This is a genomic window from Streptomyces sp. AP-93 (assembly GCF_022808175.1).
Taxonomy (GTDB): domain Bacteria; phylum Actinomycetota; class Actinomycetes; order Streptomycetales; family Streptomycetaceae; genus Streptomyces.
The window spans coordinates 1-25,355 of the sequence record NZ_JALGBX010000007.1 but is presented as its reverse complement, the minus strand read 5'-3'; the positions used below and the strand labels follow the sequence as shown (position 1 = coordinate 25,355).

The 25,355-nt window shown below is 73.7% G+C and carries 24 protein-coding genes; 12 read left to right on the top strand and 12 right to left on the bottom strand.

Going from position 1 to position 25,355, the window contains the following annotated elements:
- Nucleotides 1–118: 118 nt before the first annotated feature.
- The 4 genes from MTF69_RS13490 to MTF69_RS13475 all read left to right on the top strand — a co-directional run bounded on the left by MTF69_RS13490 (nt 119) and on the right by MTF69_RS13475 (nt 4,257).
- Nucleotides 119–1,030 (top strand): MBL fold metallo-hydrolase, encoded by a 912-nt coding sequence (locus tag MTF69_RS13490; RefSeq protein WP_243333953.1) that lies wholly within the window; start codon nt 119–121, stop codon nt 1,028–1,030.
- A 149-nt stretch (nt 1,031–1,179) separates the two neighbouring features.
- Nucleotides 1,180–2,268, top strand: a complete 1,089-nt coding sequence (locus MTF69_RS13485; protein ID WP_243333950.1) for a phosphotransferase family protein — start codon at nt 1,180–1,182, stop codon at nt 2,266–2,268.
- Between the two features lie 8 nt (nt 2,269–2,276).
- Complete coding sequence (locus tag MTF69_RS13480; protein WP_243333948.1) at nt 2,277–3,497, top strand: acyl-CoA dehydrogenase family protein; 1,221 nt, start codon at nt 2,277–2,279, stop codon at nt 3,495–3,497.
- A gap of 124 nt (nt 3,498–3,621) precedes the next feature.
- Nucleotides 3,622–4,257: an acetate uptake transporter gene (locus tag MTF69_RS13475; RefSeq protein WP_243333946.1), complete on the top strand. Its 636-nt coding sequence runs from the start codon at nt 3,622–3,624 to the stop codon at nt 4,255–4,257.
- Here MTF69_RS13475 and MTF69_RS13470 read toward each other — a convergent pair.
- Complete coding sequence (locus MTF69_RS13470; protein WP_243333944.1) at nt 4,254–4,664, bottom strand: MerR family transcriptional regulator; 411 nt, start codon at nt 4,662–4,664, stop codon at nt 4,254–4,256. The genes MTF69_RS13475 and MTF69_RS13470 overlap by 4 nt on opposite strands.
- 79 nt (nt 4,665–4,743) lie before the next feature.
- Between MTF69_RS13470 and MTF69_RS13465 the strand changes: the two genes are divergently transcribed.
- Nucleotides 4,744–5,949 (top strand): alkene reductase, encoded by a 1,206-nt coding sequence (locus tag MTF69_RS13465; protein ID WP_243333942.1) that lies wholly within the window; start codon nt 4,744–4,746, stop codon nt 5,947–5,949.
- On the opposite strand, the gene MTF69_RS13460 is transcribed toward MTF69_RS13465, so the two are convergent.
- The 3 genes from MTF69_RS13460 to MTF69_RS13450 all read right to left on the bottom strand — a co-directional run bounded on the left by MTF69_RS13460 (nt 5,888) and on the right by MTF69_RS13450 (nt 9,025).
- Nucleotides 5,888–6,496, bottom strand: coding sequence for a TetR/AcrR family transcriptional regulator (locus MTF69_RS13460; RefSeq protein WP_243333932.1), 609 nt, complete (start codon nt 6,494–6,496; stop codon nt 5,888–5,890). The genes MTF69_RS13465 and MTF69_RS13460 overlap by 62 nt on opposite strands.
- A 64-nt stretch (nt 6,497–6,560) precedes the next feature.
- Nucleotides 6,561–8,264: a class I adenylate-forming enzyme family protein gene (locus MTF69_RS13455; RefSeq protein WP_243333930.1), complete on the bottom strand. Its 1,704-nt coding sequence runs from the start codon at nt 8,262–8,264 to the stop codon at nt 6,561–6,563.
- A complete protein-coding gene (locus tag MTF69_RS13450; RefSeq protein WP_243333929.1) occupies nt 8,261–9,025 on the bottom strand; it encodes an SDR family oxidoreductase in 765 nt (254 codons plus the stop codon). The genes MTF69_RS13455 and MTF69_RS13450 overlap by 4 nt, the downstream gene beginning before the upstream one ends.
- Before the next feature lie 131 nt (nt 9,026–9,156).
- On the opposite strand from MTF69_RS13450, the gene MTF69_RS13445 reads away from it, so the two are divergent.
- The 4 genes from MTF69_RS13445 (at nt 9,157) to MTF69_RS13430 (ending at nt 13,905) form a co-directional block, all read left to right on the top strand.
- A complete protein-coding gene (locus MTF69_RS13445) occupies nt 9,157–10,539 on the top strand; it encodes an exo-beta-N-acetylmuramidase NamZ domain-containing protein (RefSeq protein WP_243333927.1) in 1,383 nt (460 codons plus the stop codon).
- Between the two features lie 68 nt (nt 10,540–10,607).
- Nucleotides 10,608–12,050 (top strand): serine-threonine protein kinase, encoded by a 1,443-nt coding sequence (locus MTF69_RS13440; RefSeq protein ID WP_243333925.1) that lies wholly within the window; start codon nt 10,608–10,610, stop codon nt 12,048–12,050.
- A gap of 152 nt (nt 12,051–12,202) precedes the next feature.
- Complete coding sequence (locus MTF69_RS13435; RefSeq protein WP_243333923.1) at nt 12,203–12,895, top strand: hypothetical protein; 693 nt, start codon at nt 12,203–12,205, stop codon at nt 12,893–12,895.
- An 11-nt stretch (nt 12,896–12,906) separates the two neighbouring features.
- Nucleotides 12,907–13,905, top strand: a complete 999-nt coding sequence (locus MTF69_RS13430; RefSeq protein WP_243333921.1) for a 3-keto-5-aminohexanoate cleavage protein — start codon at nt 12,907–12,909, stop codon at nt 13,903–13,905.
- Here MTF69_RS13430 and soxR read toward each other — a convergent pair.
- Nucleotides 13,886–14,329 carry a redox-sensitive transcriptional activator SoxR gene (gene soxR, locus MTF69_RS13425; RefSeq protein WP_243333912.1) on the bottom strand — a complete coding sequence of 148 codons (444 nt, stop codon included), beginning with the start codon at nt 14,327–14,329 and terminating at the stop codon, nt 13,886–13,888. The two genes, MTF69_RS13430 and soxR, sit on opposite strands and share 20 nt — an antisense overlap.
- A gap of 173 nt (nt 14,330–14,502) precedes the next feature.
- Between soxR and MTF69_RS13420 the strand changes: the two genes are divergently transcribed.
- Complete coding sequence (locus tag MTF69_RS13420) at nt 14,503–14,964, top strand: MaoC family dehydratase (protein WP_243333910.1); 462 nt, start codon at nt 14,503–14,505, stop codon at nt 14,962–14,964.
- Between the two features lies 1 nt (nt 14,965).
- On the opposite strand, the gene MTF69_RS13415 is transcribed toward MTF69_RS13420, so the two are convergent.
- Genes MTF69_RS13415 through MTF69_RS13405 form a run of 3 tightly spaced genes read right to left on the bottom strand, consistent with a single transcriptional unit; the run spans nt 14,966 to nt 17,214 of the window.
- Nucleotides 14,966–15,631 (bottom strand): TetR/AcrR family transcriptional regulator, encoded by a 666-nt coding sequence (locus MTF69_RS13415; RefSeq protein WP_243333907.1) that lies wholly within the window; start codon nt 15,629–15,631, stop codon nt 14,966–14,968.
- Between the two features lie 60 nt (nt 15,632–15,691).
- Entirely contained in the window at nt 15,692–16,003 is a 312-nt protein-coding gene (locus MTF69_RS13410) for a YiaA/YiaB family inner membrane protein (protein ID WP_243333905.1), read from the bottom strand.
- 59 nt (nt 16,004–16,062) lie between these two features.
- Nucleotides 16,063–17,214: an acyl-CoA dehydrogenase family protein gene (locus tag MTF69_RS13405; protein ID WP_243333897.1), complete on the bottom strand. Its 1,152-nt coding sequence runs from the start codon at nt 17,212–17,214 to the stop codon at nt 16,063–16,065.
- Nucleotides 17,215–17,346: 132 nt separating this feature from the next.
- Between MTF69_RS13405 and MTF69_RS13400 the strand changes: the two genes are divergently transcribed.
- A complete protein-coding gene (locus MTF69_RS13400) occupies nt 17,347–17,994 on the top strand; it encodes a TetR/AcrR family transcriptional regulator (protein ID WP_243333894.1) in 648 nt (215 codons plus the stop codon).
- A 161-nt stretch (nt 17,995–18,155) separates the two neighbouring features.
- Here the strand turns inward: MTF69_RS13400 and MTF69_RS13395 are convergent, their stop codons facing one another.
- The 4 genes from MTF69_RS13395 to MTF69_RS13380 all read right to left on the bottom strand — a co-directional run bounded on the left by MTF69_RS13395 (nt 18,156) and on the right by MTF69_RS13380 (nt 24,931).
- Nucleotides 18,156–19,235, bottom strand: a complete 1,080-nt coding sequence (locus MTF69_RS13395; RefSeq protein WP_243333892.1) for a Zn-dependent alcohol dehydrogenase — start codon at nt 19,233–19,235, stop codon at nt 18,156–18,158.
- Nucleotides 19,236–19,364: 129 nt separating this feature from the next.
- Nucleotides 19,365–20,777 (bottom strand): aldehyde dehydrogenase family protein, encoded by a 1,413-nt coding sequence (locus tag MTF69_RS13390; protein ID WP_243333889.1) that lies wholly within the window; start codon nt 20,775–20,777, stop codon nt 19,365–19,367.
- Between the two features lie 172 nt (nt 20,778–20,949).
- The gene (locus MTF69_RS13385; protein ID WP_243333887.1) at nt 20,950–22,518 is read right to left on the bottom strand and encodes a CitMHS family transporter; all 1,569 of its coding nucleotides are present in this window, start codon (nt 22,516–22,518) and stop codon (nt 20,950–20,952) included.
- 73 nt (nt 22,519–22,591) lie between these two features.
- Complete coding sequence (locus MTF69_RS13380; protein WP_243333885.1) at nt 22,592–24,931, bottom strand: molybdopterin oxidoreductase family protein; 2,340 nt, start codon at nt 24,929–24,931, stop codon at nt 22,592–22,594.
- A gap of 206 nt (nt 24,932–25,137) precedes the next feature.
- Between MTF69_RS13380 and MTF69_RS13375 the strand changes: the two genes are divergently transcribed.
- On the top strand, nt 25,138–25,355 hold a 218-nt coding region (locus MTF69_RS13375), incomplete at its 3' end, for an IS110 family transposase (protein WP_243333883.1).

The window sequence follows — 25,355 nt, the reverse complement described above, 5'->3', positions numbered from 1 at the left end:
CGAGGGCCACTGGGGGCCCTGAGGGCCTCTGACGGCCATTGCGGAGTTCCCTCTCCCCCGGGCCGCAGTGACTGGCAGGATGCCGAAGGCCCGTCACAGCGACCCGGGGAGAGCACGGATGCCCGCCGAAGACCCGTACCTCGTCCAGCCCGCGCCCGGGGTGTACGCCTACGTGCAGCCCGACGGCGGCTGGTGCCTCAACAACGCCGGCTTCGTGACCGGCGGCGGCCGGACGCTCCTCGTCGACACGGCGGCCACCGAGCGGCGGGCCCTGGCCCTGCGCGCGGCGGTACTGTCCGCCGGGGCGCCGCTCCCCCGCACCGTGGTCAACACCCACCACCACGGGGACCACACCTACGGCAACGGCGTGTTCGCCCCGGAGGCGCTGATCCTGGGGCACGAGAACGCGCGCTCCGAACAGCTCGCCGCCGGGCGCCAGCTGGAGCTGATCTGGCCGGCGAACGACTTCGGGGCGCTGGACATCACCGCCCCCGATCTGACGTACGGCGACCGGATGACGCTGCACGTCGGGGAGACCGAGGTGCGGGTCCTGCACCCGGGCGTCGCGCACACGACGGGCGATTCCCTCGTGTGGCTGCCCGAGCAGCGGATCGTCTTCACCGGCGACCTGGTCTTCGCGGAGGGCACGCCCTTCCTGGCGATGGGCTCGCTGGCCGGTTCGCTGCGCGCCCTGGAGCTGCTGCGCTCGCTCGGCGCGGAGACGGTCGTCCCGGGACACGGGCCGCTGACGGATCCCGGCGCGTACGAGGCCACCGAGCGCTATCTGCGGTACGTGGCCGAGCTGGCCCGGGAGGGCCGCACGAAGGGGCTGACCCCGCTGGAGGCGGCCCGGCGGGCCGACCTCGGGGAGTTCGCCGCCTGGCGGGAGAGCGAGCGGCTGGTGGCCAACCTGCACCGGGCCTACGCGGAACTGGCGGGGGAGCCCGAGGGGGTCCCGCTGGACATCCTCGCGGTGCTGCGGGACATGACGGTGATGAACGGCGGGACGCCGATCCTCTGCCACGCCTGACCGGGCGGGGGGCGGGGGACGGGGGCGGGGGACGGGGGCGGGCCGGGGCGGAGGTCTCTTCGGCTCGGGCACTGGACGACATACCGACTGGTCGGCATCATGGGTCGCGATCGTTCCGTCGTCGTCAACTCCGTACGGAGGCGCGCACCATGACCTCAGCCCCGGGCCCGGCCCCCTCCCCGGATCCCTCCCCCGGTCCCGCCGCGGCCCCCTCCGGCCCGCGGGGCCTGGATCTGGAGCGGCTGCGGAGTCATCTCGACCGGGCGCGGCCGGGCCTCGTGGCCGGGCCGCTGACCGGCCGGCTGATCGAGGGCGGCCGCTCGAACCTCACGTACGAGGTGGGCGACGGGAGCTCCCGGTGGGTGGTGCGCCGGCCGCCGCTGGGACACGTACTGGCGACCGCGCACGACATGCGGCGCGAGCACCGGGTCATCGCGGCGCTGCACGGCACCGCGGTGCCGGTGCCCGAGCCGCTGCTGCTGTGCGAGGACGAGGCCGTGCTGGGGGCGCCGTTCTACGTGATGGAGTACGTGGAGGGGGTGCCGTACCGGACGGTCGGCCAGCTCGCGGCGCTCGGCCCCGAGCGGACCCGGCGGGCCGTGCTGGGCCTGGTGGACACCCTGGTCGACCTGCACGCGGTGGACCCGGAGGCCGTGGGCCTGGGCGATTTCGGGCGGCCCGAGGGCTTCCTGGACCGGCAGCTGCGCCGCTGGGGCAAGCAGCTCGCGGCGTCCCGGGGGCGGGAGCTCGCCGGGATCGACGAGCTGCACGGCTCGCTCGGGCGCGCCCTGCCGGGCTCCCCCGCGCCCACGGTGGTGCACGGGGACTTCCGGCTGGACAACGTGCTGATCGGCGCAGCCCCGTCCGGCACCGATGAGATCCGGGCGGTGCTGGACTGGGAGATGTCCACCCTCGGCGATCCGCTGACGGACCTCGGGCTGCTGGTGATGTACAGCTCCGACCTGGGCCTGACCGATTCCCCGGTCAGCACGACCAGCGGCGCCCCCGGCCATCCGGCGCCCGCCGAGCTGATCGAGCGGTACGCGGCCCGCTCGGGCCGGGACACCTCGCAGGTGGCCTGGTACACGGCCTTCGCCTGGTTCAAGCTCGCGGTGATCCTCGAGGGCATCCACTACCGCTTCACGCTCGGGCAGACCGTCGGCTCGGGCTTCGACCGGATCGGCGAGCTCGTCCCGGTCTTCATCGAGCACGGTCTGACCACCCTCCAGGAAGGCTGAGGAACCCCATGGATTTCGCATTCGACGCCCGCACCGAGGAACTCCGCGGACGGCTCCTCGCGTTCATGGAGGAGTACGTCTACCCGGCGGAACCCGTCGCCGCCGAGCAGCGCGCGCGGCTGGCCTCGCCCTGGGACACCCCGGCCGTGTTCGGTGAACTGAAGGCCGAGGCGCGCCGTCAGGGGCTCTGGAATCTCTTCTTGCCCGACGCGGAGTACGGCGCCGGGCTGACCAACCTCCAGTACGCCCCGCTCGCCGAGATCACCGGCCGCAGCCCGCACCTGGCGCCGACGGCGACGAACTGCGCGGCTCCGGACACCGGGAACATGGAGCTGCTCGCGCAGTTCGGGAACGAGGAGCAGAAGAAGCAGTGGCTGGAGCCGCTGCTGGCCGGGGAGATCCGGTCCGCGTTCGCGATGACCGAGCCGGAGGTGGCGTCCTCGGACGCCACGAACATCGAGACCCGGATCGAGCGTTCCGCGCGTGGCGACGAGTACGTGATCACGGGCCGCAAGTGGTTCATCTCCGGCGCCATGAACCCGGACTGCAAGATCTTCATCGTCATGGGCAAGACCGACCCCGGGGGCGCCGACCCGCGCCGCCAGCAGTCCATGATCCTGGTACCCCGGGACACTCCGGGGGTCGAGATCCGGCGCGCGATGACGGTGTACGGGTACGAGGACCACGACCACGGCGGTCACGCCGAGGTCGTCTTCGACGGGGCCCGGGTCCCGGCGGGGAACCTGATCGGCGAGGAGGGCGGCGGCTTCGCCATCGCCCAGGCCCGCCTCGGGCCGGGGCGGATCCACCACTGCATGCGGCTCATCGGCATGGCGGAGCGGGCCATCGAGCTGATGTGCCGGCGCGCGGTGGGACGTACCGCCTTCGGCAAGGAGCTGGCCGCGCAGGGCGTCGTACAGAACTGGATCGCGGACGCCCGGGTGACCGTGGAGCAGCTGCGGCTGCTGGTGCTCAAGACGGCCTGGCTGATGGACACGGCCGGCAACCGGGGGGCGCACACCGAGATCCAGGCCATCAAGATCGCGACCCCGCGGGCGGTGGTGCGGATCCTGGACGACGCGGTGCAGCTGCACGGCGCGGGCGGGGTGAGCCAGGACTTCCCGCTGGCCGAGCTGTGGGCGGCGGCTCGGACGCTGCGGCTGGCGGACGGGCCGGACGAGGTGCACCAGCGCTCGCTGGCGCACCGGGAGCTGAAGCGGTACCGGTAGCGTCCGCGGGCGTGGCGGGCATGGCGGGGGACTTCGGTCCCGCGGGACCGGACCTTTAGTGGTCCAGACCACTCGGGAAGTCCGATATATTCGGGATGTCCCCCCACTGAAAGTGCCCTTCGCCATGCCCAGCTCCACCCTGGCCCCCGCCTCCGCGCCGCACGCCACGGCCTCCCCCGTCACCGCGTCCGCGGCTCCGGTGGCAAAGGTCGCCAACCCCGGCCCGCTCGGCCTGGCGGCGTTCGCCCTCACCACCTTCGTGCTCAGCCTCTTCAACTCGGGGCTGATCTCGGACGCCGCGCTCAGCGCCGTCGTCCTGCCGCTGGCGCTGTTCTACGGCGGCCTCGCGCAGTTCGTCGCGGGCGTCATGGAGTTCCGCCGCGGCAACACCTTCGGGACCACGGCGTTCGTCTCGTACGGCGCGTTCTGGATGTCCTTCGCCGGCTACGTGAAGTTCGTCGTCCCGACGCTGCCGGCCGGCCAGGCGCACGTGGCGACCGGCTGGTTCCTCGTGGCCTGGTTCATCTTCACCGCGTACATGTCGATCGCCGCCATGAAGCTGGACCTCGCGCACCGGGTGCTGTTCGTCTCGCTGGCGATGACCTTCCTGTTCCTCGCCCTCGGCGACCTGGCGCAGAGCACGGCCTTGGGCCACACCGGCGGCTTCCTCGGCCTCTTCACCGCGGGCGTCGCCTGGTACATCTCCTTCGCCGTGGTCGCCAAGGAGACCTGGGGCCGCGAGGTCGCACCGCTCGGCTAGGACGTCCCCGCGGGCGTCGGTGCGGCGGTGGGGGCGACGGCGGTGGCGGGGTGGCCCGCCGCCGTCTCGATGACCTCGTCCAGCACCTCGCGGGACCGGAGCAGATCGGCGATCAGCCGGTCGATCCGGTCCCGTTCCGCTGTCAGCTCGGCGACGAGCGCGGGGGTGGCCCGTACGTTCGGCCCGCCGTCCGTGTCGCGCATGCAGGGCAGGATCTGCCCGATCTTCGCGCTGTGCAGTCCGGCCGCGTAGAGCTCCTGGATCCGGATGACCCGGTCCACCGCCCGCTCCGTGTAGTCGCGGTGGCCGCCCGGCGTCCGGTCGGAGACCAGCAGTCCCTGCGTCTCGTAATAGCGCAGCGAACGCTCGCTGACCCCGGTGCGCGCCGCCAGCTCCCCGATCCGCATGTGAACTCCGTCCTGAGCAACTCCATCCTGAGCCGCCCGACTTGAATCTGACATCAGCGTCAGGTTTTACGGTACCGGCATGACGCAGACACAGCAGGCCCCCACCGCACCCACCGCATCCCCTCTCTTCGAATCCGCCCGCCTCGGCGGCCTGGAGCTCCCCAGCCGCCTGGTCATGGCGCCGCTGACCCGCAACCGGGCAGGGGCCGACGGCGTCCCCGGGACCCTCATGGCCGCCTACTACGCCCAGCGCGCCTCGGCCGGTCTGATCATCGCCGAGGGCACCACCCCGAGCGCCGTCGGGCAGACCTACCCGAACATCCCCGGCATCCACAGCGCGGCCCAGATCGCCGGCTGGCGCCGCGTCACCGACGCCGTGCACGCCGCCGGCGGGCGGATGTTCCTCCAGCTGCAGCACGGCGGCCGGGTCGGTCACCCCGACACCAGCGGGCACGTCCCGCTCGCCCCCTCGGCGGTGCGCTTCCCGGAACCGCTGCAGACCCCCGGCGGGCTCCGGGAGGCCGTCGACCCGCGGGAGATGACGCCCGAGGACATCGCGGCGACCATCGCGGACTTCGCGAACGCCGCCCGCAATGCCGTCGAGGCGGGCTTCGCCGGGGTGGAGGTGCACTCCGCCAACGGCCACCTGCTCCACCAGTTCCTGGCGCGGAACACCAACCGGCGCACGGATGGGTGGGGCGGGCCGGTGGCGGGCCGGATCCGGTTCACCACCGAGGTGGTACGGGCCGTCGCCGAGGCGATCGGCCCCGAGCGGGTCGGCGTACGGATCTCCCCCGGAGTCGACGTCAACGGCGTCGAGGAGGGCGACACCGAGGAGATCTACCCGGCGCTGGTCGAGGCCCTGGCGGAGGTCGGGCCGGTCTACCTGCACCTGGTCCACGCCGACCCGGACCAGCCCCTCTTCCGGAAGATCCGCGCGGCCTGGCCCGGCACCCTGATCGCCAACCCCCGGCTGTCCCACGAGGAGGTCGCCTCCGACGGCGGCAGGCCGCGCGGCGAGGCGCTGCTGGCCGGCGGCGCCGACCTGGTCGCGCTCGGGCGGGGCTTCCTCGCCAACCCCGACTTCGTGGAGCGGCTGCGCACCGGCGCCCAGCTCAACGAGCTCCGGCCGGAGTTCCTGATGTACGTGTCCGGGCCGGAGGGCTACACCGACTACCCCGCGCTCGACACCGCGCTCGCAACCGCGGTCCGGCCCGTGCCCGCTAAGGGCGCAGCGCCCGCATCAGCAGGTCCGCGAGGTGGTCGGCTACCTGCTGCGGCGTGAGCGGGCCGTCCTCGCGGTACCAGGTCGACAGGTGGTGGACGGAGCCGAAGTGGTAGTCCACCACCAGGTCGGCCGGGGTGGCGTTAGAGAACACCCCGGTGCTCTGCCCCTCCTCGACCAGGGCGCGGAAGCGCTCGTGGTAGCGCCGGCGCTCCGCCCTGACCTGCTTGGACTTCTCCGGGCTCAGTTGGTGCATGGAGCGGAAGAAGATCGCCGCGTCGTCCAGGTTCTCGATCGTGGTGACCACCACGTCGGCGGCCGCGGCGCGCAGCCGCTCCTCCACCGGCGCGTCGGATCCGGCCACCGCGTCGAGCCGCTGCTGCTGGAGCCGCAGCATGCGCGCGTACACCTCGTGCAGCAGATCGTCCTTGGATCCGAAGTAGTGGTAGAGCGCGCCCTTGGTGACTCCGGCCGCCTCGACGATCTCCTGGACCGAGGTCCGCTCATAGCCCCGCTCGGCGAACAGCCTGGTCGCGACGGCGAGCAGCCGGCGCGGTACCGGGGCCTCGTGCGCCCCGACGGTCTCCGTCGTGGTCCTGGCGGCCATGGCTGTCGCCTCCCTTTCGTGTTCCTCGCGTGTGCGGCTCGCCGCGGACGCGGTGCGGCCGTTTTCAGCCGTGGTCGCGTGTCCGCAGTTCCCGTCGCAGGATCTTGCCACTGGTCGTCTTCGGAAGGACAGGCAGGATCTCCACCCGGCGCGGGTATTTGTACGCGGCGAGGCGCTCGGCGCAGTACGCGGACAGTTCGGCCGGGTCGGCCGCGGCCCCGGGGCGCAGGCTGACGTAGGCCTTCACGCTCTCCCCGCGGTAGGGGTCGGGGATGCCGACGACGGCCGCCTCGCGCACGGCGGGGTGGGTGTAGAGCACGTCCTCCACCTCGCGCGGCCAGACCTTGAAGCCGGAGGCGTTGATCATGTCCTTCTTGCGGTCGACCACGTAGAGCCAGCCCTCGGGATCCATGAACCCGACGTCTCCGGTGCGCAGTTCGCCGTCCGGGAAGGCCTTGGCGGTGTCGGCGGGCAGGCCCCAGTAGCCGGGTACGACCTGGGGTCCGCGTACGGCTATCTCCCCGGTCTCCCCGAAGGGGACCTCGGCGCCGCTCTCGTCGAGGATCCGTACGAGGGTGTCGGCGCCGGGCACGCCCACGGAGAGGGTGCCCGAGGCCGGGTCGACGGGGGCTTCGCGGTGCACGGGCACGGAGGCGCAGGGGGCGGTGCACTCGGTGAGGCCGTAGCCGTTGCGCAGGTAGAAGCCGTAGGCGGCGCGCAGGCGTTCGACCAGGGCGGGTGGCAGCGGGGCGCCGCCGGAGGAGACGACCTGGAACGAGGTGAAGTGGTCCGGGGTGGCCCCGGGGTGGGCGGCGAGCGCCATGAAGGCGGTGGCCGGGCCCACGGTGTAGGCGGGGCGGTGTTCGAGGAAGGCGTCGAGGACGGCTCCGGCGTCGAAGCGGTGCGCGAGGACCAGGGTGCCGGCGTTGGTGAAGCAGGCGGCGAGCTCGCACACCATGCCGGTGATGTGGAAGAGCGGGGCGAGCGCGAAGTAGCCGGCGCCTTCGGGGAGGGGGTGGCCGGTCACCTGGCGCACGGCGTTGTGGGTGAGCGCGCCGTGGGGGTTCATGGCGCCCTTGGGGGTGCCGCTGGTGCCGGAGGTGTAGCTGATGAGGGCGGTGTCGGCGGCCGTGAGCTCCGGGTCGGGCGGGGCGGGGTGGCCCCGGCGGGCCACGGCGTGGAGATCGGCGGCGTCGGCCGCCTGTTCCGGGCGGCCCGGCGCGAGGACCCGTACGTCGTCGCGGGTCTGGAAGTCCAGGTCGCAGGCGGTCAGGACGGTGCGCACGGCGGTCTCCCGCGCGGCCCCGCGCAGGTACGCGGACCAGGCGCGGGCCTCGCAGACCAGGGCGGTGGCCCCGGAGTCGCGCAGGATGTGGCCGACTTCGCCTGACTTGTACATGGGGTTGAGCGGGACCACGACCGCCCCGGCCTTCCAGGCGGCCAGGACGGCGAGCACGAAGTGCGGGGTGTTCTGGAGCATGACCGCGACCCGGTCCCCGCGGCGGATGCCGTGGGCGGCGAGGTGTCCGGCGAGGGAGTCGGAGAGCGCGTCGGCCTCGGAGTAGGTGAGGCGGCCGTCGAAGTAGGCGAGCGCGGTGCGGCCGGGGGCGCGGGCGACGGCGGCGCGGAAGGCGTGCAGCACGCTGGGCGGGGGCGCGATCGGGGCCCGCTGGACCGGGGCGAGCAGGCCGAGCCAGGGCTTGGCGGCGTAGCGGGAGGCCGGCGGCGCGGACTGCGGCGGGGCCGGGGGCGTCGTGTCTGCGGTCACCGGGTCTCCCACTTGCGCTGGAGGTGGTTCATGCCGCTCAGCCAGCGGTCCGGGTCGGTGGCGCGGGACGCGTAGAAGTCCGCGACCTCGGGGTGCGGGAGGATCAAGAACCGGCCCTTCTCCATGCCGTCGAACAGTGCGTCCGCGACCGCTTCCGGCTCGATCGCGGTCGGCGCGAGGACCAGCTCGCCCGCCGATCCGGCGGCGGTGAGCATGTCGGTCCGCACCCCCTGCGGACAGATGGCGTGGACCTGCAGCCCGCGGTGGCGGTAGGTCAGCGAGAGCCATTCCGCGAAGGCGAGCGCGCCGTGCTTGGTGACACTGTACGGGGCCGCTCCGATCATGGTCAGCAGCCCGGCGGCCGAGACCGTGGACACGAAGCGGCCGCTCCCGCGCTCCAGCCAGTCGGGCAGCAGCAGCCGGGCGGCGCGGACGTGGGCCATGACGTTGGTGTCCCAGGCCGCCTCCCAGACGGCCTCGTCGGCGAAGGCGTCGCCGCCGGAGGCGAGGCCCGCGTTGGCGCAGTAGACGTCCACGGCGCCGCCGAGCGCCTCGCGCGCGTCCGTGGCCACGGCCGAGGCGTCGCCGGGCACCGCGACGGCGCGGGCGCCGATCGCGTCCGCGACGGAGGCGGCCTTGGCGGGGTCGAGGTCGTTGACCGCGACGGTCGCCCCCTCGGCGGCGAAGCGGTGGGCGAGGGCGGCTCCGATGCCGCCGCCCGCGCCGGTGACGACGACTCGCTGGTCCTGGAACGCGTTCACGGGTCCGCCCTTCGTGTGGTGGTGCCTTGGGTGCCTCGGCGCCCCGTGGGGCTGCGCCGCCTGCCGGATCACGGGCAGACTAACCAGTCGGTATGTCCGGGTGGAAGGGTGCGGAGCCCTACTTTGGCGCGATGACGCTGTCGCGACGCGGGTTGCTGGGTCTGGCCGGGGCGGCGGGCGCCGCGGGCGCCCTGGGGGTGGGAGCCTCGGGGGTGGGAGCCTCTGGGGTGGGGGCCGCGGAGGTGGGTGCCTCCGGGGCGGGAGCCCCGGGGGCGGGAGCCCCGGGGGCGGGAACCGCGAGGGCGGGAGCCCCGGGGACGGGAGCCCCGGGGACGCAGGCGGTGGGCGTGTCCGCCGGGCGGGTGCGGACCGGGTTCGAGCGGCTCGCCGCGGACGGGTACGCCGTACTGGCCGGGCAGCGGGTCGGGGTGGTCACCAACCCGACGGGGATCACCGCTGACGCCCGCCACCTGGTCGACGTACTGCACGCGGACCGACGCGTGGACCTGGTCGCGGTGTTCGGCCCCGAGCACGGCTTCCGGGGCACGGCCCAGGCGGGCGGTTCGGAGGGGGCTGGACGGGATCCGGCGACCGGGCTGCCCGTGTACGACACGTACGACAAGAGCGGGCAGCGGCTCGCCGACGTCTTCACGGCGGCCGGCGTCGACACCGTCGTCTTCGACATCCAGGACGTCGGCGCCCGCTTCTACACCTACATCTGGACCCTCTACGACTGCATGCGCGCGGCCGCGCTCGCCGGCAAGGCGGTGGTGGTGCTGGACCGCCCCAACCCGGTCGGCGCCCGGCGGGCGGCCGGGCCCGTCCTGCAGCGCCCGTACGCGAGCTTCGTGGGCCGGGAGCCGATCGCGCTGGCGCACGGGATGACGGCGGGCGAGCTGGCCGGGCTCTTCGCGGGCGAGTTCCTGCGCGGAGCCGGCTCCGCGCCGCGGCTGGAGGTGGTGCGGATGGCCGGGTGGCGGCGGGAGTCCTTCTTCGAGGAGACCGGGCTGCCCTGGGTGCCGCCGAGCCCGAACATGCCGACGCCCGGCACGGCCCTGGCGTACGCCGGGACCTGCCTGTTCGAGGGGACGAACCTGTCGGAGGGGCGCGGCACCACCACCCCCTTCGAGCTGGTCGGCGCGGAGGGGGTGGACCGGCGGTGGGCACAGGCGGCGAACGCGCTGGAGCTGCCCGGGGTGTGGTTCCGGGAGGCCTATTTCACGCCGTCCTTCTCCAAGCACGCCGGCAAGACCTGCGGCGGGGTCCGGCTGCTCGTCCACGACCGGGAGGCCTTCGATCCCGTACGGGCCGGGATCGGGCTGCTGGTCACCGCGCGGCGGGTGTGGAGCGGCTTCGCATGGCGCTCCGACCAGTGGATCGACCGGCTGACGGGCTCGGACCGGGTCCGGCGGATGGTCGACGCGGGGGCGGGTGTGGAAGAGATCGCGGGCGACTGGGCGGCGGGCCTGGCGGGGTTCGCGGCGGTACGGGAGGAGTACCTGCTGTACCCGTGAACCGGCTGGTGCACAGGGGCTGGCCGGGCGGCCTGTTCCGCAGGATGCTGCGGGCAGGGAGACACGGCGTGGAGGGGGGCGTCATGGTGCACATCGGCGGGGCGGTGCCTGCGGCAGCGACGGGAACGGCGGTGGGGATCGGGGCCCGGCCGTACGTGGAGCTGACCTTCGACGCGCAGGGCGACGCGGGCCCGGGGGCGCGGGAGGCGGTCTTCGGGATCGAGGCCACGGACCTGCTGGTCTTCGCCCACGGATGGAATTCCGACCGGTCCACCGCGATCCGGCTCTTCGACCGGTTCTACGCCCCCTTCGCGGATCTGGTGGGGACCGGGGTGCGGCTGGGGTACGTGGGGGTGGTGTGGCCCTCGATCCGGTTCTCGGACGAGCCGATACCCGACTTCGACGCGCGTGGCGTCGCGCTGGGCGGAGCAGGGACCGTGGGCGCGGGTGCGGGCGCGGGCGCGGGGGGCGTCGGGGGTGCGGGGGAGCCGGGCCACGGAACGGCCCTGGATCCGGCCACCCGGCAGGCCCTCGGCGCCTTCTGGCCGGGCCGGGCGGCGGAGCTGGACCGGATCGCCGAGCTGCTCGAGGAACGGCCCACGCGGGAGGGGGACTTCACCGAGTTCGGCGCGCTCGTACGGGAGCTGGCCGGGGTGGACGGGGTGGGCACCGGGGACGATCTGGCGGCCGCCTTCGCCCCGCGCGAGGTGCCGGACTTCCTCAGCGGGGACGTCCTGCGGGTGTGCCGGGAGTTCACCGAGGCCCTGGCCGAGGCGGGCGCCACGTTCCCCGGGGAGCGGCCGGGCGCCGGGGACTCCCCCGGTCACGGCTTCTCGGCCGGCGGCGGGATGCGGACGCTGTGGAACGGCGCCAAGGAGGTACTGCGCCAGGCCACGTACTACCAGATGAAGGCGAGGGCCGGGGTGGTCGGCGAGCACGGCCTCGGGCCGCTGCTGGCGGAGCTGGCCGGCCGCCGCCCGGCCCTGCGGGTGCACCTCATCGGGCACAGCTTCGGCGGCCGGGTGGTCTCCTTCGCACTGCGCGGGCTGCCGTCCGGGGCGCGGAACGTGAAGTCCCTGACCATCCTCCAAGGGGCCTTCTCCCACTACGCGTTCGCCGACAGCCTGCCGCACGACCGGGGACGCGGGGGCGCCCTGCGCGGACTGCAGGGCAGGATCGACGGGCCGCTGACGGCCTGCCACTCCCCCTACGACTCCTCCCTCAAGGTGTTCTATCCGCTGGCCTCCCGAATGGCCGGCGATTCGGCCGGTCTGCTGGGTTTCGACGAGCGGTGGGGCGCGATCGGGCACGACGGGGTACAGGGGGTACCGGGAACCCCGCGGCTGACGCTGGACGCGGCGCTGCGGGGCGGCCTGCCCGCCGCGGGCTGCGTGAGCGTGGACGCGGGCTCCGTGGTCCGGCGCGGCGGGGCCCCCTCGGGGGCGCACAGCGACATCTGCCACGAGGAGCTGGCCCGGCTGGTGGTGGTCGCGGGGCGCATGGGGCGCTGAGTTCCGGCCATGTGCCACCCGCACGCCTCGACCGCCCCCGCATGCGCCCGCACCGGGCCGGGCATGTTGGGCACACGGCGCCGGTCCTGTGGGGAACACAGCGCGGCGGGCACGGCGCCCGGTGCTGGGCGCTCGGCGGAGGTGAAGGTGTGATGGCGGGATTCCGGAGTCTGGCCCATCAGGTGCGCGACGCACGCAACGACAGGGCCCTGCGGCGCCATTCTCTGCGCCGCTGCCTGGAGCGGTTCGCCCCGTACGGGCACCGCGCGACCTGGTGGCACCTGTGCGACCGGCACGGCATCGGCCCCGAGGACCGGGCGGCGGACCCGTCGCGGCTGGTGGCCGCGCTGGAGGAGCTGGAGGAGGCGCGGGCGGTCTGGCTGGAGTACGAACGGCAGTTCGCGGAGCGCCGGCGGCGCGAGAAGCACGACGGGCTGCGCCGGCCCGAGTGGGCGTGGAGCGGCAGCGGGGACGCGGTGGTGCGGTGCGCCGATCCGGGCGTGCGGCCGCAGGGGGCGCTGGGCGAGGTGCTCAGACGGCTGGTGGAGGCGCTGGAGTCGGAGCCGGGGACGGGGTGTCCGGTGTGCGGGGCCCGGGAGCTGCACTGGCCGGCGCCGGCGGCCGCGGCGGCGGCCCGGGCTTCGGCCGTGGGGCCGGGCCGCCGGGCGGACGGGGCCGGTGGGGCTGGTGGGACTGGTGCGACCGGTGGCGGGCCCGCCGGGGCCTCGGGCGGCGCCGGGTGGGCGTGGGACGGGCCGGTGTGCGCGGGCTGCGGAATCGTGGTGCCGAGACCGGCGCTCGCGGACACGGCGCTGCAGGGGGCCGATCTGGCGGGGGCGGCGTGAGCGGGGGCGGCGTGGAGCCGACTCTGGTGGTGTCGCTGAACGGTTCCCGGGGCGCCGCCGACGGCGTGGCCGTCCCGATGAGCCCCGAGGACCTGGTGGACGCCGCACTGGCGGCGGTGGCCGCCGGGGCCCGGGAGGTGCTGGTCCATCCGCGCACCCCGTGCGGGCGCGAGAGCCTCTCGCCCCGGGTGGTCGGGCCGCTGCTGGAGGCCCTGCGCGACGCGGGCCTCGGGGGCGGGGGCAGGGGCGGTCCCGGGCCCGGCGGCGGGGTGGCGGTCTCCGTGGCCGTGGGCGCGGGGGCCGAGCCGGATCACGCGGGGCGGCTGGCGCGGGTGCGGAGCTGGACGGTGCTGCCCGACCGGGCGGTGGTGCGGTTCGCGGAGCCGGGAGCGCGGGAGCTCGCCGAGGCGCTGCTGGAGCGCGGGCCGGCGGTGGACGCGGAGGTCCCGGTGGGCGGGGCGGTCCCGGTCGGCGGGGCGCTCCGGGTGGGTGGGGCGGTCCCGGTGGGCGGGGCGCTCCCGGTCGGCGGGGCGCTCCCGGTCGGCGGGGCGCTCCCGGTCGGCGGGGCAGTCCCGGTCGGCGGGGCAGTCCCGGTAGGCGGGGCAGTCCCGGTCGGCGGGGCGCTCCCGGTAGGCGGGGCGCTCCCGGTCGGCGGGGCAGTCCCGGTAGGCGGGGCGGTTCGGGTAGGCGGGGCGGCGGGGCCGCTTGCGCGGTTTCTCGCCTGGCCGGTACGGGACCCCGCGCGGGTCCGGCTGGTGGCCGAGCTGGGCTCCGCCGACCCGGGGCCGGTCGCCGAGCTGCTGCGCCGGCTGCCGCCGGTGCCGGTGCTGCTGTTCGGGCGGGAGGCGGCGGCCTGGCCGGCGCTGCGGCTGGCCGCGCGGTATGGCACCGGGGCGCGGATCGGCGTAGGAGACGTGCTGCACCTGCCGGACGGGCGGGCCGCGCGGTCGAACGCCGAACTGGTCGCGGCGGCGGCCCGCGCGCGGGAGGTCACAGCCGGGAACCGGTGAGGCGTTCGCCGAAGACGTCGTCCGGGTTGGAGAGCGCGCAGTTCTCCAGGGAGAGGCATCCGCAGCCGATGCAGTCGGTCAAATGATCGCGCAGGCGCCCGAGTTGGGCTATGCGGTGATCGAGCTCGGCACGCCAGCTCTCGGAAAGCCGGGCCCAGTCCTCGCGGTTGGGGGTGCGGCCTTCGGGGAGTTGGGCCAGTGCGTCGCGAATGCTGGCGAGCGGGATGCCGACGCGCTGGGCGGCCCGCACGAACGCCACGCGGCGCAGCGCGTCGCGGGTGTAGCGGCGCTGGTTGCCGGAGGTGCGGCGGCTGCTGATCAGGCCCTTGGCCTCGTAGAAGTGGAGTGCGGAGACGGCCGCGCCGCTGCGGGCGGACAGCTGGCCGACGGTGAGCTCATGGACCTTCTCGGGAATCTGCGGCACACCACCGAGGGTAATCGGCGGGGCCGGGATTCGGAGGCGGGCACGTCGTCGGCGTTCGTTGGCAGTCGCCGGCAGTCGCCGGCAGTCGCCGGCAGCTGTTGACAGTCGTTGACAGATCCATGGCGGCGCCAGCATGCTGAGCAAGCGCTTATTCGCCAGGGAGAGGTACGGGTATGTCCGAGCCGAGGATCTTCACGTCCGCCGAGGAGCTCACCGCCGGGATCGGCGCACCGCTCGGCCCGAGCAACTGGCTGGAGGTGGACCAGAAGCGGATCGACCTCTTCGCGGACGCCACCGGGGACCACCAGTGGATCCACGTGGACCCGGAGCGGGCGGCGTCCGGACCCTTCGGTTCCACGATCGCGCACGGATACCTCACGCTGTCGCTGCTGCCGAGCCTGGTGCCGCAGATCATGCGGGTCGAGGGCATGCGGATGGGCATCAACTACGGGGTCGACAAGGTGCGTTTCCCGGCGCCGGTGCCGGTCGGGTCGCGGCTGCGCGCGACCGCGCTGATCACCGAGGTCGTGGAGGCAGGCGGCGGCGTCCAGGTGTCCGCCACCGTGACCGTCGAGCGCGAGGGCGGCGAGAAGCCCGTGTGCGTGGCGGAGTCGGTGTCCCGCTACTACTTCTGAACTACTTCCGAGGCGCGGCGCCCGCCGCTCGCGCGGCGGCGGCCTCGTCGGGGCTCGCGCCCACCATGCGGAGCACGAGGCCGGCGTAGAGCGCGCCGACCTCGTCGGGCGTGCGGCGGCCGTCCGCACTGAACCAGCGAGCCACGTCGATGCAGAGCGACAGGACGGCGAGCGTGGTACCGGGGACGTCCGGGACGAAGAACTCCCCGGCCGCGACGCCGTCGGCGAGGATGCGGCGGATGGCCGCGTCGCTCCGCCGGCGCAGGGCCACGATGTCGGAGCGGTGCTCCGGAGCGAGAGCATCGAGCTCGTACTGGACCACGCGCGCGGTGGTGTGATGCGCCGCGTGCCACCGCACGAAGGACCGTACGGCCGCGTCGAGCCGCTCGGCGGCACTGCCGGGGCCGGAGGCGGCGGTGTCCAGGATCTCCAGGGCCTTGTCGTGGCCGATCCGGCTGATCCGGTGGAGCAGCTCTTCCTTGGTCTTGTAGTGGATGTAAAGCGCGGCCGGGCTCATGCCGGCCCGCCCCGCGATGTCCCGCGTGGTGGTGGCGTGGTACCCGCGCTCCGCGAAGGCCTCCACGGCGGCGACGAGCAGCCGCCGCGCGGCGTCGGGAGTGACCTCCGACCACGGCCGGTAGCCGCCGATCTCCTCCACGCTGTCCATCGCTCGCTCACCCTCTTCGACTTGTAGGAATGAACAGCCTACCGGAGGGTGAGCAAGCGCTTAGCGATCCTGGGGGGCGGGCTGCTTCGGGGTGGCGAAGGGGTCGTAGCTCGTCATGATCTTCTCCATCCGGGCCTGGTCGACCCGGCTGACGATCTGGGTGACCTCCTGGCGGTCACGGATCACCTTGGCGAGGGTGAAGGCCGAGGTGGTGAGGTAGAGGACCGCGATGCCGAGGAAGGCGCGGACCCAGCCGTCGGCCTCCATGTTGTAGATCCCCAGGGAGACCGCGCCGATGGCGACACCGAAGGAGGCGACGGCCTGGCCGTAATAGGCCCCCGTGTTCTGCTGCTTGACCTGTGTCTCGTTCATGGGTCCAGCTTCGGGCGGGCCGGGCGCCCGCACATCCGTGCGCGTACTCACGTACGTACTCAGAATGCCGAAACCCCTGTACGGGCACGGCCGATGAGCAGCTTCTGGATCTGGCTGGTGCCCTCGTACAGGGTCATCACGCGGGCGTCGCGCAGCAGCTTGCCGGCCGGGTACTCGTCGATGTAGCCGTAACCGCCGTGCACCTGGAGGGCGTTGCTCGCGGCGCGGACGGCCGCCTCGGAGGCGAAGAGCTTGGCGGTGGAGGACTCGGTGGCGAAGGGAAGTCCGCGGTCGATCAGATCGGCGACCCGCCAGGTCAGCAGCCGGGCCGCGTCCACGTCGACGGAGATGTCGGCGATCAGCTCCTGGACCAGCTGATGGTGGGCGATCGGCTTGCCGAACTGCTCGCGCTCGGCCGCGTAGGAGACGGCCGCGTCCAGCGCGGCCTGGGCGATGCCGACACAGCCCGCGGCGACGGACATCCGGCCCTTGGCGAGGGCCGACATGGCGACGGAGAAGCCCTTCCCCTCGGGGCCGAGCATCGCGGAGGCGGGCACGCGCACGCCGTCGAGGGCGAGTTCGGCGGTGGCCTGGCCGCGCAGGCCCAGCTTGCCGTGGATCTCGCGGCGGGTCAGGCCCGGGGCGTCGGCGGGCACGAGGAACGCGGAGATTCCGCGGTGGCCGGGCTCCTCGTTCGTGCGGGCGAAGAGCAGGACCACGTCGGCCCAGGTGCCGTTGGTGATGAACATCTTGCTGCCGCTGATCACGTACGCGTCACCCTCGCGCCGGGCGCGGGTGGTGAGGGCGGCGGCGTCGGAGCCGGTGCCGGGCTCGGTGAGCCCGAAGCAGCCGAGGGCCTCGCCGGAGCACAGGCGGGGCAGCCAGGCGCGCTTCTGCTCCTCGCTCCCCCAGGCGGCGACGGTCTTGGCGACCAGGCCCAGGGAGACGGAGACGATGCCGCGCACGGCGGAGTCCCCGCGGCCGAGTTCCTCGGTGACCAGGACGTAGGAGAGGTGGTCTCCGCCGGAGCCGCCGTACTCCTCGGGGACGGTCAGGCCGAGGAAGCCGACGGAGCCGAGCTTCTTCACGACGGCCCGGTCCACGCTCTCGGCGCGGTCCCACTCGGCGGCGTACGGAGCGATCTCGCGCTCGGTGAACGCGCGGGCGAGATCGCGGACGGCGGACTGCTCCTCGCTGAGTTCCAGATTCACCGGGCACCTCCGGGCGGGGTGGGATCGGGCGGGGCGGGATCGGGCGGGGGGCGGCGGCGGGGGCGTGAGCGGGTACGTCGGGCGCTAACTACCACCGCTAGTTTAAATCCGGCAGGCCTTACTATGTGGCGCATGGCCAGACCGCGCAAGCCCCTCCTCAGCAGATCGCTCATCGTCGAGGCGGCGGGCGCGCTGGTGGACGGCGAGGGGCTGGAGGCCGTCTCGACGCGGCGGCTGGCGGCGGCGCTGGGGGTCAGCGGGCCTTCGCTGTACAACCACTTCCGCACGAAGGACGAGATCCTGGACGCGGTCGCGGACGCGGTGAGCGCGCGGGTCGACCTGTCGATGTTCGCGGCGGGGGACGGCCGGGAGTGGCAGGTCGCGCTGCGCGACTGGGCACACTCCTACCGGGCCGCGCTGTCCGACCATCCGAACATCGTGCCGGTGCTGGCGCGCGGACCGGGCCGCAGGCCCGCCGGACTGCGGGTGGCCGACGCCGTCTTCGGCGCGATGACCGCGGCCGGCTGGCCGCCCGCGCAGGCGACCCGGATCGGGGCGCTGATGCGGTACTTCATCCTCGGCTCGGCGGTGGGTTCCTTCGCCCGGGGTTTCGTGGACGACGAGACGGCATACGACCCGTCGGACTACCCGCACCTGGGCCAGGCCCACCTGCTGGCGGAGCGCCAGCGCGAGGTGGACGAGGGCGCCTTCGAGACGGGCCTGGCGGCGCTGCTGGACGGCCTGGCCCTCCAGTACGCGGCCCTGCGGGAGACGGCGTGACGCCGCCTGCCGCTGCCTGCCGCTGCCTGACGCCGCCTGATTCTGCCCAACTCGGCCGGACGCGGCCGAACTCGGCCTGAAAGGAGGCCCGCAGGGCGCGGGCCTCCCGGACGGACGGGCGACAGGCAGACGGGCGGGCGGGCAGGCGGGCGGGCAGGCCGCTAGAAGATCACCAGCGACCGGCCGCCCTTGCCCGCCAGCATCGCGTCGAAGGCCGCCGGGATGCCGTCGAGGGTGATCCGGTCGGTGACCAGGGCTCCGAGGTCGAGCCGGCCCGCGCGAACGTGGGCGGCGATCACCGGGAGGTCGCGGGCGGGGTCGCTGTTGCCGTAGACGCAGCCGGTGAGGGTGCGGGCGAAGTGGAAGATCTCCAGGGCGTTGAAGGCGACCTGCTGCTCCTTGCCCCCGATGCCGACGACCGTCGTACGGCCGCCGCGCCGGGTGGACTCCCAGGCGCCGCGGATGCTCGCGGCCCGGCCGGCGCACTCGACGGCCACGTCCGCGCCGTGACCGCCGGTGAGGGCGCGGATGTCCTTGGCGGTGGTCTCGGAGGCGAGCAGGAACTCCGTGGCGCCGGCCGCCCGGGCCAGTTCCTCCTTGTCCGGGGAGACGTCCACGGCCACGATCGGGCCGGCCGTCGCGATCCGGGCCGCCTGGAGGGCGGCCAGACCCACGCCGCCGACTCCGAAGACGGCCACCGACTCGCCGGGGCGTACCTGGGCGCTGTGGTGGACGGCTCCGTAGCCGGTGAGGACCGCGCAGCCGAGCAGTGCGGCCTCGGGGAGCGGGATCCCGGCGGGGGCGGGCAGGACGCAGTTGGCCGCGACGACCGTCTCCTCGGCGAAGGCGGCCACGTTCAGCCCGGGGTGCAGCTCGACACCCCGGGCATCGTGGGCGTAGACCGCTCCGACCCCGGTGAGCGCCTTGGCGCAGAGCCATACCTCGCCGATCGAGCAGTGGTGGCACTGCCCGCAGGACGGGGCCCAGTTGAGCACCACCCCGTCGCCGGGCGCGACGTGGGTGACCCCTTCGCCGACGGCGAGGACCGTGCCCGCGCCCTCGTGGCCGAGGACGGCGGGTACGGGGACCCGCATGGTGCCGTTGGTGAGGGAGAGGTCGGAGTGGCAGACCCCGGCGGCGGCGAGCCGCACCCGGACCTGGCCGGGGCCGGGTTCGGGCAGCACGATGTCCCGTATCTCCAGGGGGGCTCCGACGGCGGGCAGGATGGCGGCGCGGACCATGATCGTCGTCTCCGTGTGTGCGGGGTTGCGGGGTCGTGGGGCTGTGGGGCTACGTACCGACGGGCCGGCCGGGCTGCGGGCCTGCCGGGCTGCCGGGCTGCGGGCCTGCCGGGCTGCGGGCCTGCCGGGCTAGAACTGCAGGGACTTGGTCTGCAGGTACTCGGCGAGGCCGTGCGGGCCCAGTTCGCGGCCCACGCCCGACTTCTTGTACCCGCCGAAGGGCGCGAGCGGGTTGAAGCGGCCGCCGTTGATGTCCACCTGGCCGGTGTCCATCAGGCGGGCGAAGGCCACCGCCGTCTCCTCGTCAGCCGCCCAGACCGCCCCGCCCAGCCCGTAGTCGGTGCCGTTCGCGATGGCCAGGGCCTCGTCCTGGTCTCCGTAGGAAAGGATCGACAGCACCGGGCCGAAGATCTCTTCCTGGGCGATGGTCATGTCGGGCGTGACGTCGGCGAACACGGTCGGGGCGATGAAGTACCCCTGCGCGTGCGGCGCCTCGGGCCCGCCCGCGACGAGGCGCGCGCCCTCTTCCACGCCCTTGGTGATGAAGCCGCGGACGCGGTCGCGCTGCTTCGCGCTGACGACCGGGCCGATGCGGGTGCCCGGGTCGAGGGGGTCGCCGGAGGCGTACTTGCCCGCGGCGGCGGCCGCGAGGGAGACCGCCTCCTCGTAGTCGTCCCGGTGGACGAGCATGCGGGTGAGCGCGTTGCAGCTCTGGCCGGAGTTGTTCATGACGTGACCCACGCCCGCGGCGACGGCCTTGGCGAGGTCGGCGCCGGGCAGGATGACATTGGCCGATTTTCCGCCCAGTTCCAGGGCGACCCGCTTGACGGCGGCGCCGGCCGTGGCGCCGATCTGCTTGCCGACGGCGGTGGATCCGGTGAAGGAGACGAGGTCGACTCCCTCGTGCGCGGCCAGGGCCTGGCCGGCGACCGGGCCGGTGCCGGTCACCAGGTTGAAGACCCCGGCGGGGATCCCCGCCTCGTGCACGGCTTCGGCGAAGAGCTGTGCGGTCAGCGGGGTGTCCTCAGCGGGCTTGAGGACGAGGGTGCAGCCTGCGGCGAGAGCGGGTGCCACCTTGGCAACGATCTGGTGCAGCGGGTAGTTCCAGGGGGTGATCGCCCCGACGACGCCGACCGGCTCCAGCAGTACGGTCGAGTTCCCGATCCGCTCCTCGAAGGCGTACGAGGCCCCGAGCTCGGCGTAGGAGGAGGCCACGGCGATCGGCGCCCCGACGTGGACCATCTCCGAGAACCCCAGCGGCGAGCCCAGCTCAGCGGTGATCGTCTCGGCTATCTCCCCCTTGCGGGCGACCAGCACGTCGCGCAGGGACCCGATGAGGGCGGCCCGCTCGGCCGGAGCAGTGGCCGCCCAGGCCGGGAAGGCCGCGCGGGCCGCGCGTACGGCCGCGTCCACGTCCTCGGGCGTTCCGGCCGGGACCGAGGCGATGGGCCGCTCGTCGGCCGGGTTGAGGACCTCGATGCGGTCGCGGCCGAGGGCCGCCCGCCACTCGCCGCCGATGTACATCCCGTCGTGGGCCTTCATGGCAATCCTCCCGAGCACGCGCGGGCGCGTGGACCTGTCGACCTATGGACGTCTGAACGTCTGTACCTGTGAACGATGACGCGTGACGTGCGGTCGCCGTATCTGACCCGACGTCGCCAACCACCCTACAAACTAGCGTCGGTAGTTTTGTGCGCGCCAGGGGCGTACGGGGTCAGATGATGCCGAAAAGCATCCCTGCCGCCAGGACCACCAGGGAGGTCAGGGCCGCCCATTTCACGGTGAACCGGGTGTGGTCGCCGAACTCGACCTTGGCCATGCCGACGAGGACGTAGACGGCCGGAACGAGCGGGCTCGACATGTGCAGGGCCTGCCCGACCAGGGAGGCGCGGGCGATTTCGAGCGGGGAGACCCCGTGGGCGGCGCCGGCCTCGGCGAGGACCGGCAGGACGCCGAAGTAGAAGCCGTCGTTGGACATGAAGTAGGTGAGGGGCAGGCTGAGCAGGCCGGTGACCAGGGCCATGTGCGGGCCCATGCCCTCGGGGATGGCGCCGACGAGCCAGTCGGCCATGTGCTTGACCATGCCGGTACCGGTGAGGACGCCGGTGAAGACGGCGGCGGCGAAGACCATTCCGGCGACGTTCAGGACGTTCTCGGCGTGGGCGCCGATCCGGGCCTTCTGGTCCGGCATGTGGGGGAAGTTGACGGTGAGGGCGAGGGCGGCCCCGAGGAGGAAGAGCACCGGGATCGGGAGCAGTTCCATGATCATGGCGGTGAGCAGGGCGACGGTGAGGCCCGCGTTGAACCAGTAGAGGCGGGGACGCAGCGTCGAGCGGTGCGGGTCGAGGCCCTGGAAGCCGTCCTCGGAGGGGGCGGGCGGGGTGGGTCCCGTGGACCGGGCGGACGGGATGGACGGGGTGGACGCCTCGGAGCCGGTGGACGCCTCGGAGCCGGTGGACGCCTCGGCACCGGTGGACGCCTCGGAGCCGGCGGTACCGGTGGACGTCTCGGAGCCGGAGGACGTCTCGGAACCGTTGGACGCCTCGGTCGGGGCGGAGCCGGCGGAGGGGGTGCGCGTGCTCCCGGCGGCGGCCGGGCCCTTGCCGGCCGCGACCAGGAGTTCCTCGGCCGGGTCCGCCGACCGCTCGGTGTCGGCAGGGAGGGTCAGCAGGCCGAGGCGGCGGCGTTCCTTGAGGCCGAGGACGTAGGCCAGGGCGAAGACGAAGAGCAGGCCCACCGCGAGCGCGGGGATCATCGGTACGAAGATGTCGGCGGCATCGAGCTTGAGCGCGGTGGCGGCGCGGGCCGTGGGGCCGCCCCAGGGCAGGGTGTTCATGACGCCGTTGGCGGTGGCCGCGACTCCGGTCATCACCACCAGGCTCATGCCGAGGCGCTTGTAGAGCGGGTACATCGCCGAAACGGTGATCATGAAGGTGGTCGAGCCGTCGCCGTCGAGCGAGACGATGGCGGCGAGGACGGCGGTGCCGACCACGACGCGCATCGGGTCGGCCCTGCAGAAGCGCAGGATGCCGCGCACGATCGGGTCGAAGAGGCCGACGTCGATCATCACGCCGAAGTAGACGATGGCGAACATCAGCATGGCGGCGGTCGGCGCGAGCTTGCCGACTCCGTCGATGACGTAGCCGCCGAGCTGCGCGCCCTGTCCGGCGAACACGCAGAAGAGTGCGGGGATGAGGACGAGCGCCGCGATGGGCGACATTTTCTTCAGCATGATCAGGACCAGGAAGGTCGCGATCATGGCGAAGCCGAGGAAGGTCAGCATGGGGGGAACCTAGGTGCCTCCTCAGGGGGCCAACAAGACGTCTACGCGTGAGCAATACGAGCAAAACCCCAGCTCAGGGGATGGGTGTCAGTTCGACGGGGAAGCCGTTGAGCACGGCCGTACCGGAGAGCGGGTCGAGCCGGGTGCCGTCGAGGAGCTGGTTGACGTTGGCTCCGGGCACGGCCGCGGCCACGGAGAGACGGGTGCCCGGGCGGTCGTGGCCCCAGCCGTGCGGGAGGCTCACGACTCCGGCGCGGACGGTGTCGGTGACCTCGACGGGAACCTCCAGGCTGCCGCCGTCGGCGGTGATCCGGGCCGGGTGCCCGTCGGTGAGGCCGAGCCGGGCGGCGTCGTCCGGATGGACCTGGAGGGTGCAGCGGTTGGAACCTCCGGTGAGGGCCGGAACGTTGTGCAACCAGCTGTTGTTGGACCGCAGGTGGCGGCGGCCCACGAGCACCAGGGCGGCGGGGCGGTCGGCGAGTGCCCTGCGCAGCCTGGGGAGTTCGGCCGCGATCGGGTCCGGCAGGAGCTCGATCCTGCCGCTGCGCGTCCTCAGCAGGCCCGGGAGCCGGGACTGCAGCGGGCCCAGGTCGATTCCGTGCGGGTGCGCGCGCAGCAGCTCCAGCCCGAGGCCGCCGGGGGCAGGGGCAGCGGCGGCAGGGGCAGCGGCGGGGGCGGGGCCCGGGCCCGGTACCGCCGCGCCGTCGGGCGGGCCCGCGCTGGTCTCCGTAGCGGCGCTTCCCGGCAGGGACGGAGCCGCGCCGAACCGGTCTCCGTAGGGGCCGAGCCGGAGCATCAGGTCGAGGCGGCGCTCGGGGCCGCTGCCGCCCGCGAGCAGCCCGGCGAGGCGCGCCGGATCCTGTCCGCGCAGGGGAGAGTCCGGGTCGGCGCACTCCCTGGCGAGGGTGGCCCCGATGGCCAGGTCGTCCACGGCGACCGGATCGGTTCCGTGCATGCCGGAGACGGCGAGTACGAGACGGGCGTGGATCTCGCACTCGTCCAGGCGCCCGTCTTCGAGCGGGACGGCGGGCGGTGAATAGCGGACCTGGTTGCGGATGGCGAAGGTGTTGAAGGAGAAGTCGAAGTGGGCGCTCTGCGAGGGCCGCGCGGGAGGCAGGACGACATGGGCGTGGCGTGACGTCTCGTTGAGGTAGGGATCGATGCTGACCATGAAGTCGAGCCCGGCCAGGGCCGCGTCGAGGCGCCGGCCGTCGGGGGCGGACAGCACGGGGTTCGCCGCGATGGAGACCAGGGCCCGGATCCGCCCCTTCCCCGGGGTCTCGATCTCCTCCGCCAGCGCGGCCATGGGCAGTTCGGCCTTGGCCTCGGGGTGGCCGCTGACCCGGCTGTGCCAGCGCCCGAGGCTGAAGCCCTTGCCGGGTCCGGCCGGCCGGGGTGCGCGGTCGGTCGCGGACAACGGGAACAGGGCCCCGCCCGGCCGGTCGAGATTGCCGGTCAGGATGTTCAGCACGTCGACCAGCCAGCTGGCGAGCGTGCCGTACTCGACGGTGCAGCTGCCGATCCGCCCGTAGACGGCGGCGGTCGGCGCGGCCGCGAGATCGCGGGCGAGGTCGCGGATCTCTTCGGCCGTGAGGTCGCAGGAGGGAGAAACGGCCTCAGGAGTGAAACTACCGAGCGCTTCGGCGAGTTCCCCGATTCCCTGCGTGTGTTCCGCGAGCACGCCCGGATCGGTCAGCTCCTCGGCGAGCAGCGTGTGGGCCAGGGCGGCGAGCAGCAGCGCGTCGCTGCCGGGGCGCGGCGCGAGGTGGCGGTCGGCGAGCTTGGCGGTGCGGGTGCGGCGCGGGTCGACGACGACGAGGGTCCCGCCCCGTGCGCGCAGCGCCTTGAGCCGGCCGGGGAAGTCGGGTGCGGTGCACAGGGAGCCGTTGGACTCGACCGGGTTCGCTCCCAGGAGCAGGAGGAAGTCCGTGCGGTCGAGGTCCGGGACGGGGATGGCGAAGGGATCCCCGAAGAGCAGCCCGCTGGAGACGTGTTTGGGCATCTGGTCGAGGGTGCTGGCAGTGAAGAGGTTGCGGGTGCCGAGGGCCTTGAGGAGCAGCGGAGGGTAGAGCTGGCCGGCCATGGTGTGGACGTTGGGATTGCCGAGGACGACGCCGACGGACTGGGGCCCGTACTCCCGCACGAGGGCGGGGACCGCATCGGCGATGGCCTGGTAGGCCTTCTCCCAGGTGGCCTCGCGGAGGCGGCCGTCGCGTCGCACGAGGGGGGTCCGCAGCCGGTCGGGGTCGGCGTCGAGGCCACCGAAGGCGGCACCCTTGGGGCAGATGAAACCGCGGCTGAACACGTCGTCGCGGTCCCCCCGGGCCCCGGTGACGGTGGTGCCTTCGATGGTGAGCGTGAGGCCGCAAGTGGCTTCACACAGGGGGCAGATGCGCAGGGCGGTGCGGGGCATGGGCTCTCCGTAAGTTGTTGGGTGGCCCGGGAGGGCCGGATGTGGCTTATGGGTCCTTGCCTTCAGTGGCTTCCCTGGAGTGGCCGTCCGGCTCTCCGGGGCGCCCTGACTGCTGATTGAGATGTGCGCTTCGGTCGCTGATTACGGAGATGACAGCGGGGTGTTCCTCGGGCCAAGGGCAGGCTGTGCCGAACGAGGAGGGGCAAGTGAACGAGCGACAGGCCCGGGTCTGGGCCGGCATCGACGCCGGCAAGGGCCACCACTGGGCAGCGGTGGTCGACGAGACCGGCGCGACGCTGTGGTCGAAGAAGATTGACAACGACGAGTCGGCGATCCTGACCGCGCTGGGCGAGATCCTGGCCCTGGCCTACAACGTCCACTGGGCGGTGGACATCTCCGGCACGTCCTCCGCGCTGCTTCTGGC

Coding starts and splice junctions, on each gene's coding strand:
- MTF69_RS13490 (WP_243333953.1), top strand. CDS start 119: ATGCCCGCCGAAGACCCGTACCTCGTCCAGCCCGCGCCCGGGGTGTAC.
- MTF69_RS13485 (WP_243333950.1), top strand. CDS start 1,180: ATGACCTCAGCCCCGGGCCCGGCCCCCTCCCCGGATCCCTCCCCCGGT.
- MTF69_RS13480 (WP_243333948.1), top strand. CDS start 2,277: ATGGATTTCGCATTCGACGCCCGCACCGAGGAACTCCGCGGACGGCTC.
- MTF69_RS13475 (WP_243333946.1), top strand. CDS start 3,622: ATGCCCAGCTCCACCCTGGCCCCCGCCTCCGCGCCGCACGCCACGGCC.
- MTF69_RS13470 (WP_243333944.1), bottom strand. CDS start 4,664: ATGCGGATCGGGGAGCTGGCGGCGCGCACCGGGGTCAGCGAGCGTTCG.
- MTF69_RS13465 (WP_243333942.1), top strand. CDS start 4,744: ATGACGCAGACACAGCAGGCCCCCACCGCACCCACCGCATCCCCTCTC.
- MTF69_RS13460 (WP_243333932.1), bottom strand. CDS start 6,496: ATGGCCGCCAGGACCACGACGGAGACCGTCGGGGCGCACGAGGCCCCG.
- MTF69_RS13445 (WP_243333927.1), top strand. CDS start 9,157: ATGACGCTGTCGCGACGCGGGTTGCTGGGTCTGGCCGGGGCGGCGGGC.
- MTF69_RS13435 (WP_243333923.1), top strand. CDS start 12,203: ATGGCGGGATTCCGGAGTCTGGCCCATCAGGTGCGCGACGCACGCAAC.
- MTF69_RS13420 (WP_243333910.1), top strand. CDS start 14,503: ATGTCCGAGCCGAGGATCTTCACGTCCGCCGAGGAGCTCACCGCCGGG.
- MTF69_RS13415 (WP_243333907.1), bottom strand. CDS start 15,631: ATGGACAGCGTGGAGGAGATCGGCGGCTACCGGCCGTGGTCGGAGGTC.
- MTF69_RS13410 (WP_243333905.1), bottom strand. CDS start 16,003: ATGAACGAGACACAGGTCAAGCAGCAGAACACGGGGGCCTATTACGGC.
- MTF69_RS13400 (WP_243333894.1), top strand. CDS start 17,347: ATGGCCAGACCGCGCAAGCCCCTCCTCAGCAGATCGCTCATCGTCGAG.
- MTF69_RS13395 (WP_243333892.1), bottom strand. CDS start 19,235: ATGGTCCGCGCCGCCATCCTGCCCGCCGTCGGAGCCCCCCTGGAGATA.
- MTF69_RS13390 (WP_243333889.1), bottom strand. CDS start 20,777: ATGAAGGCCCACGACGGGATGTACATCGGCGGCGAGTGGCGGGCGGCC.
- MTF69_RS13385 (WP_243333887.1), bottom strand. CDS start 22,518: ATGCTGACCTTCCTCGGCTTCGCCATGATCGCGACCTTCCTGGTCCTG.
- MTF69_RS13380 (WP_243333885.1), bottom strand. CDS start 24,931: ATGCCCCGCACCGCCCTGCGCATCTGCCCCCTGTGTGAAGCCACTTGC.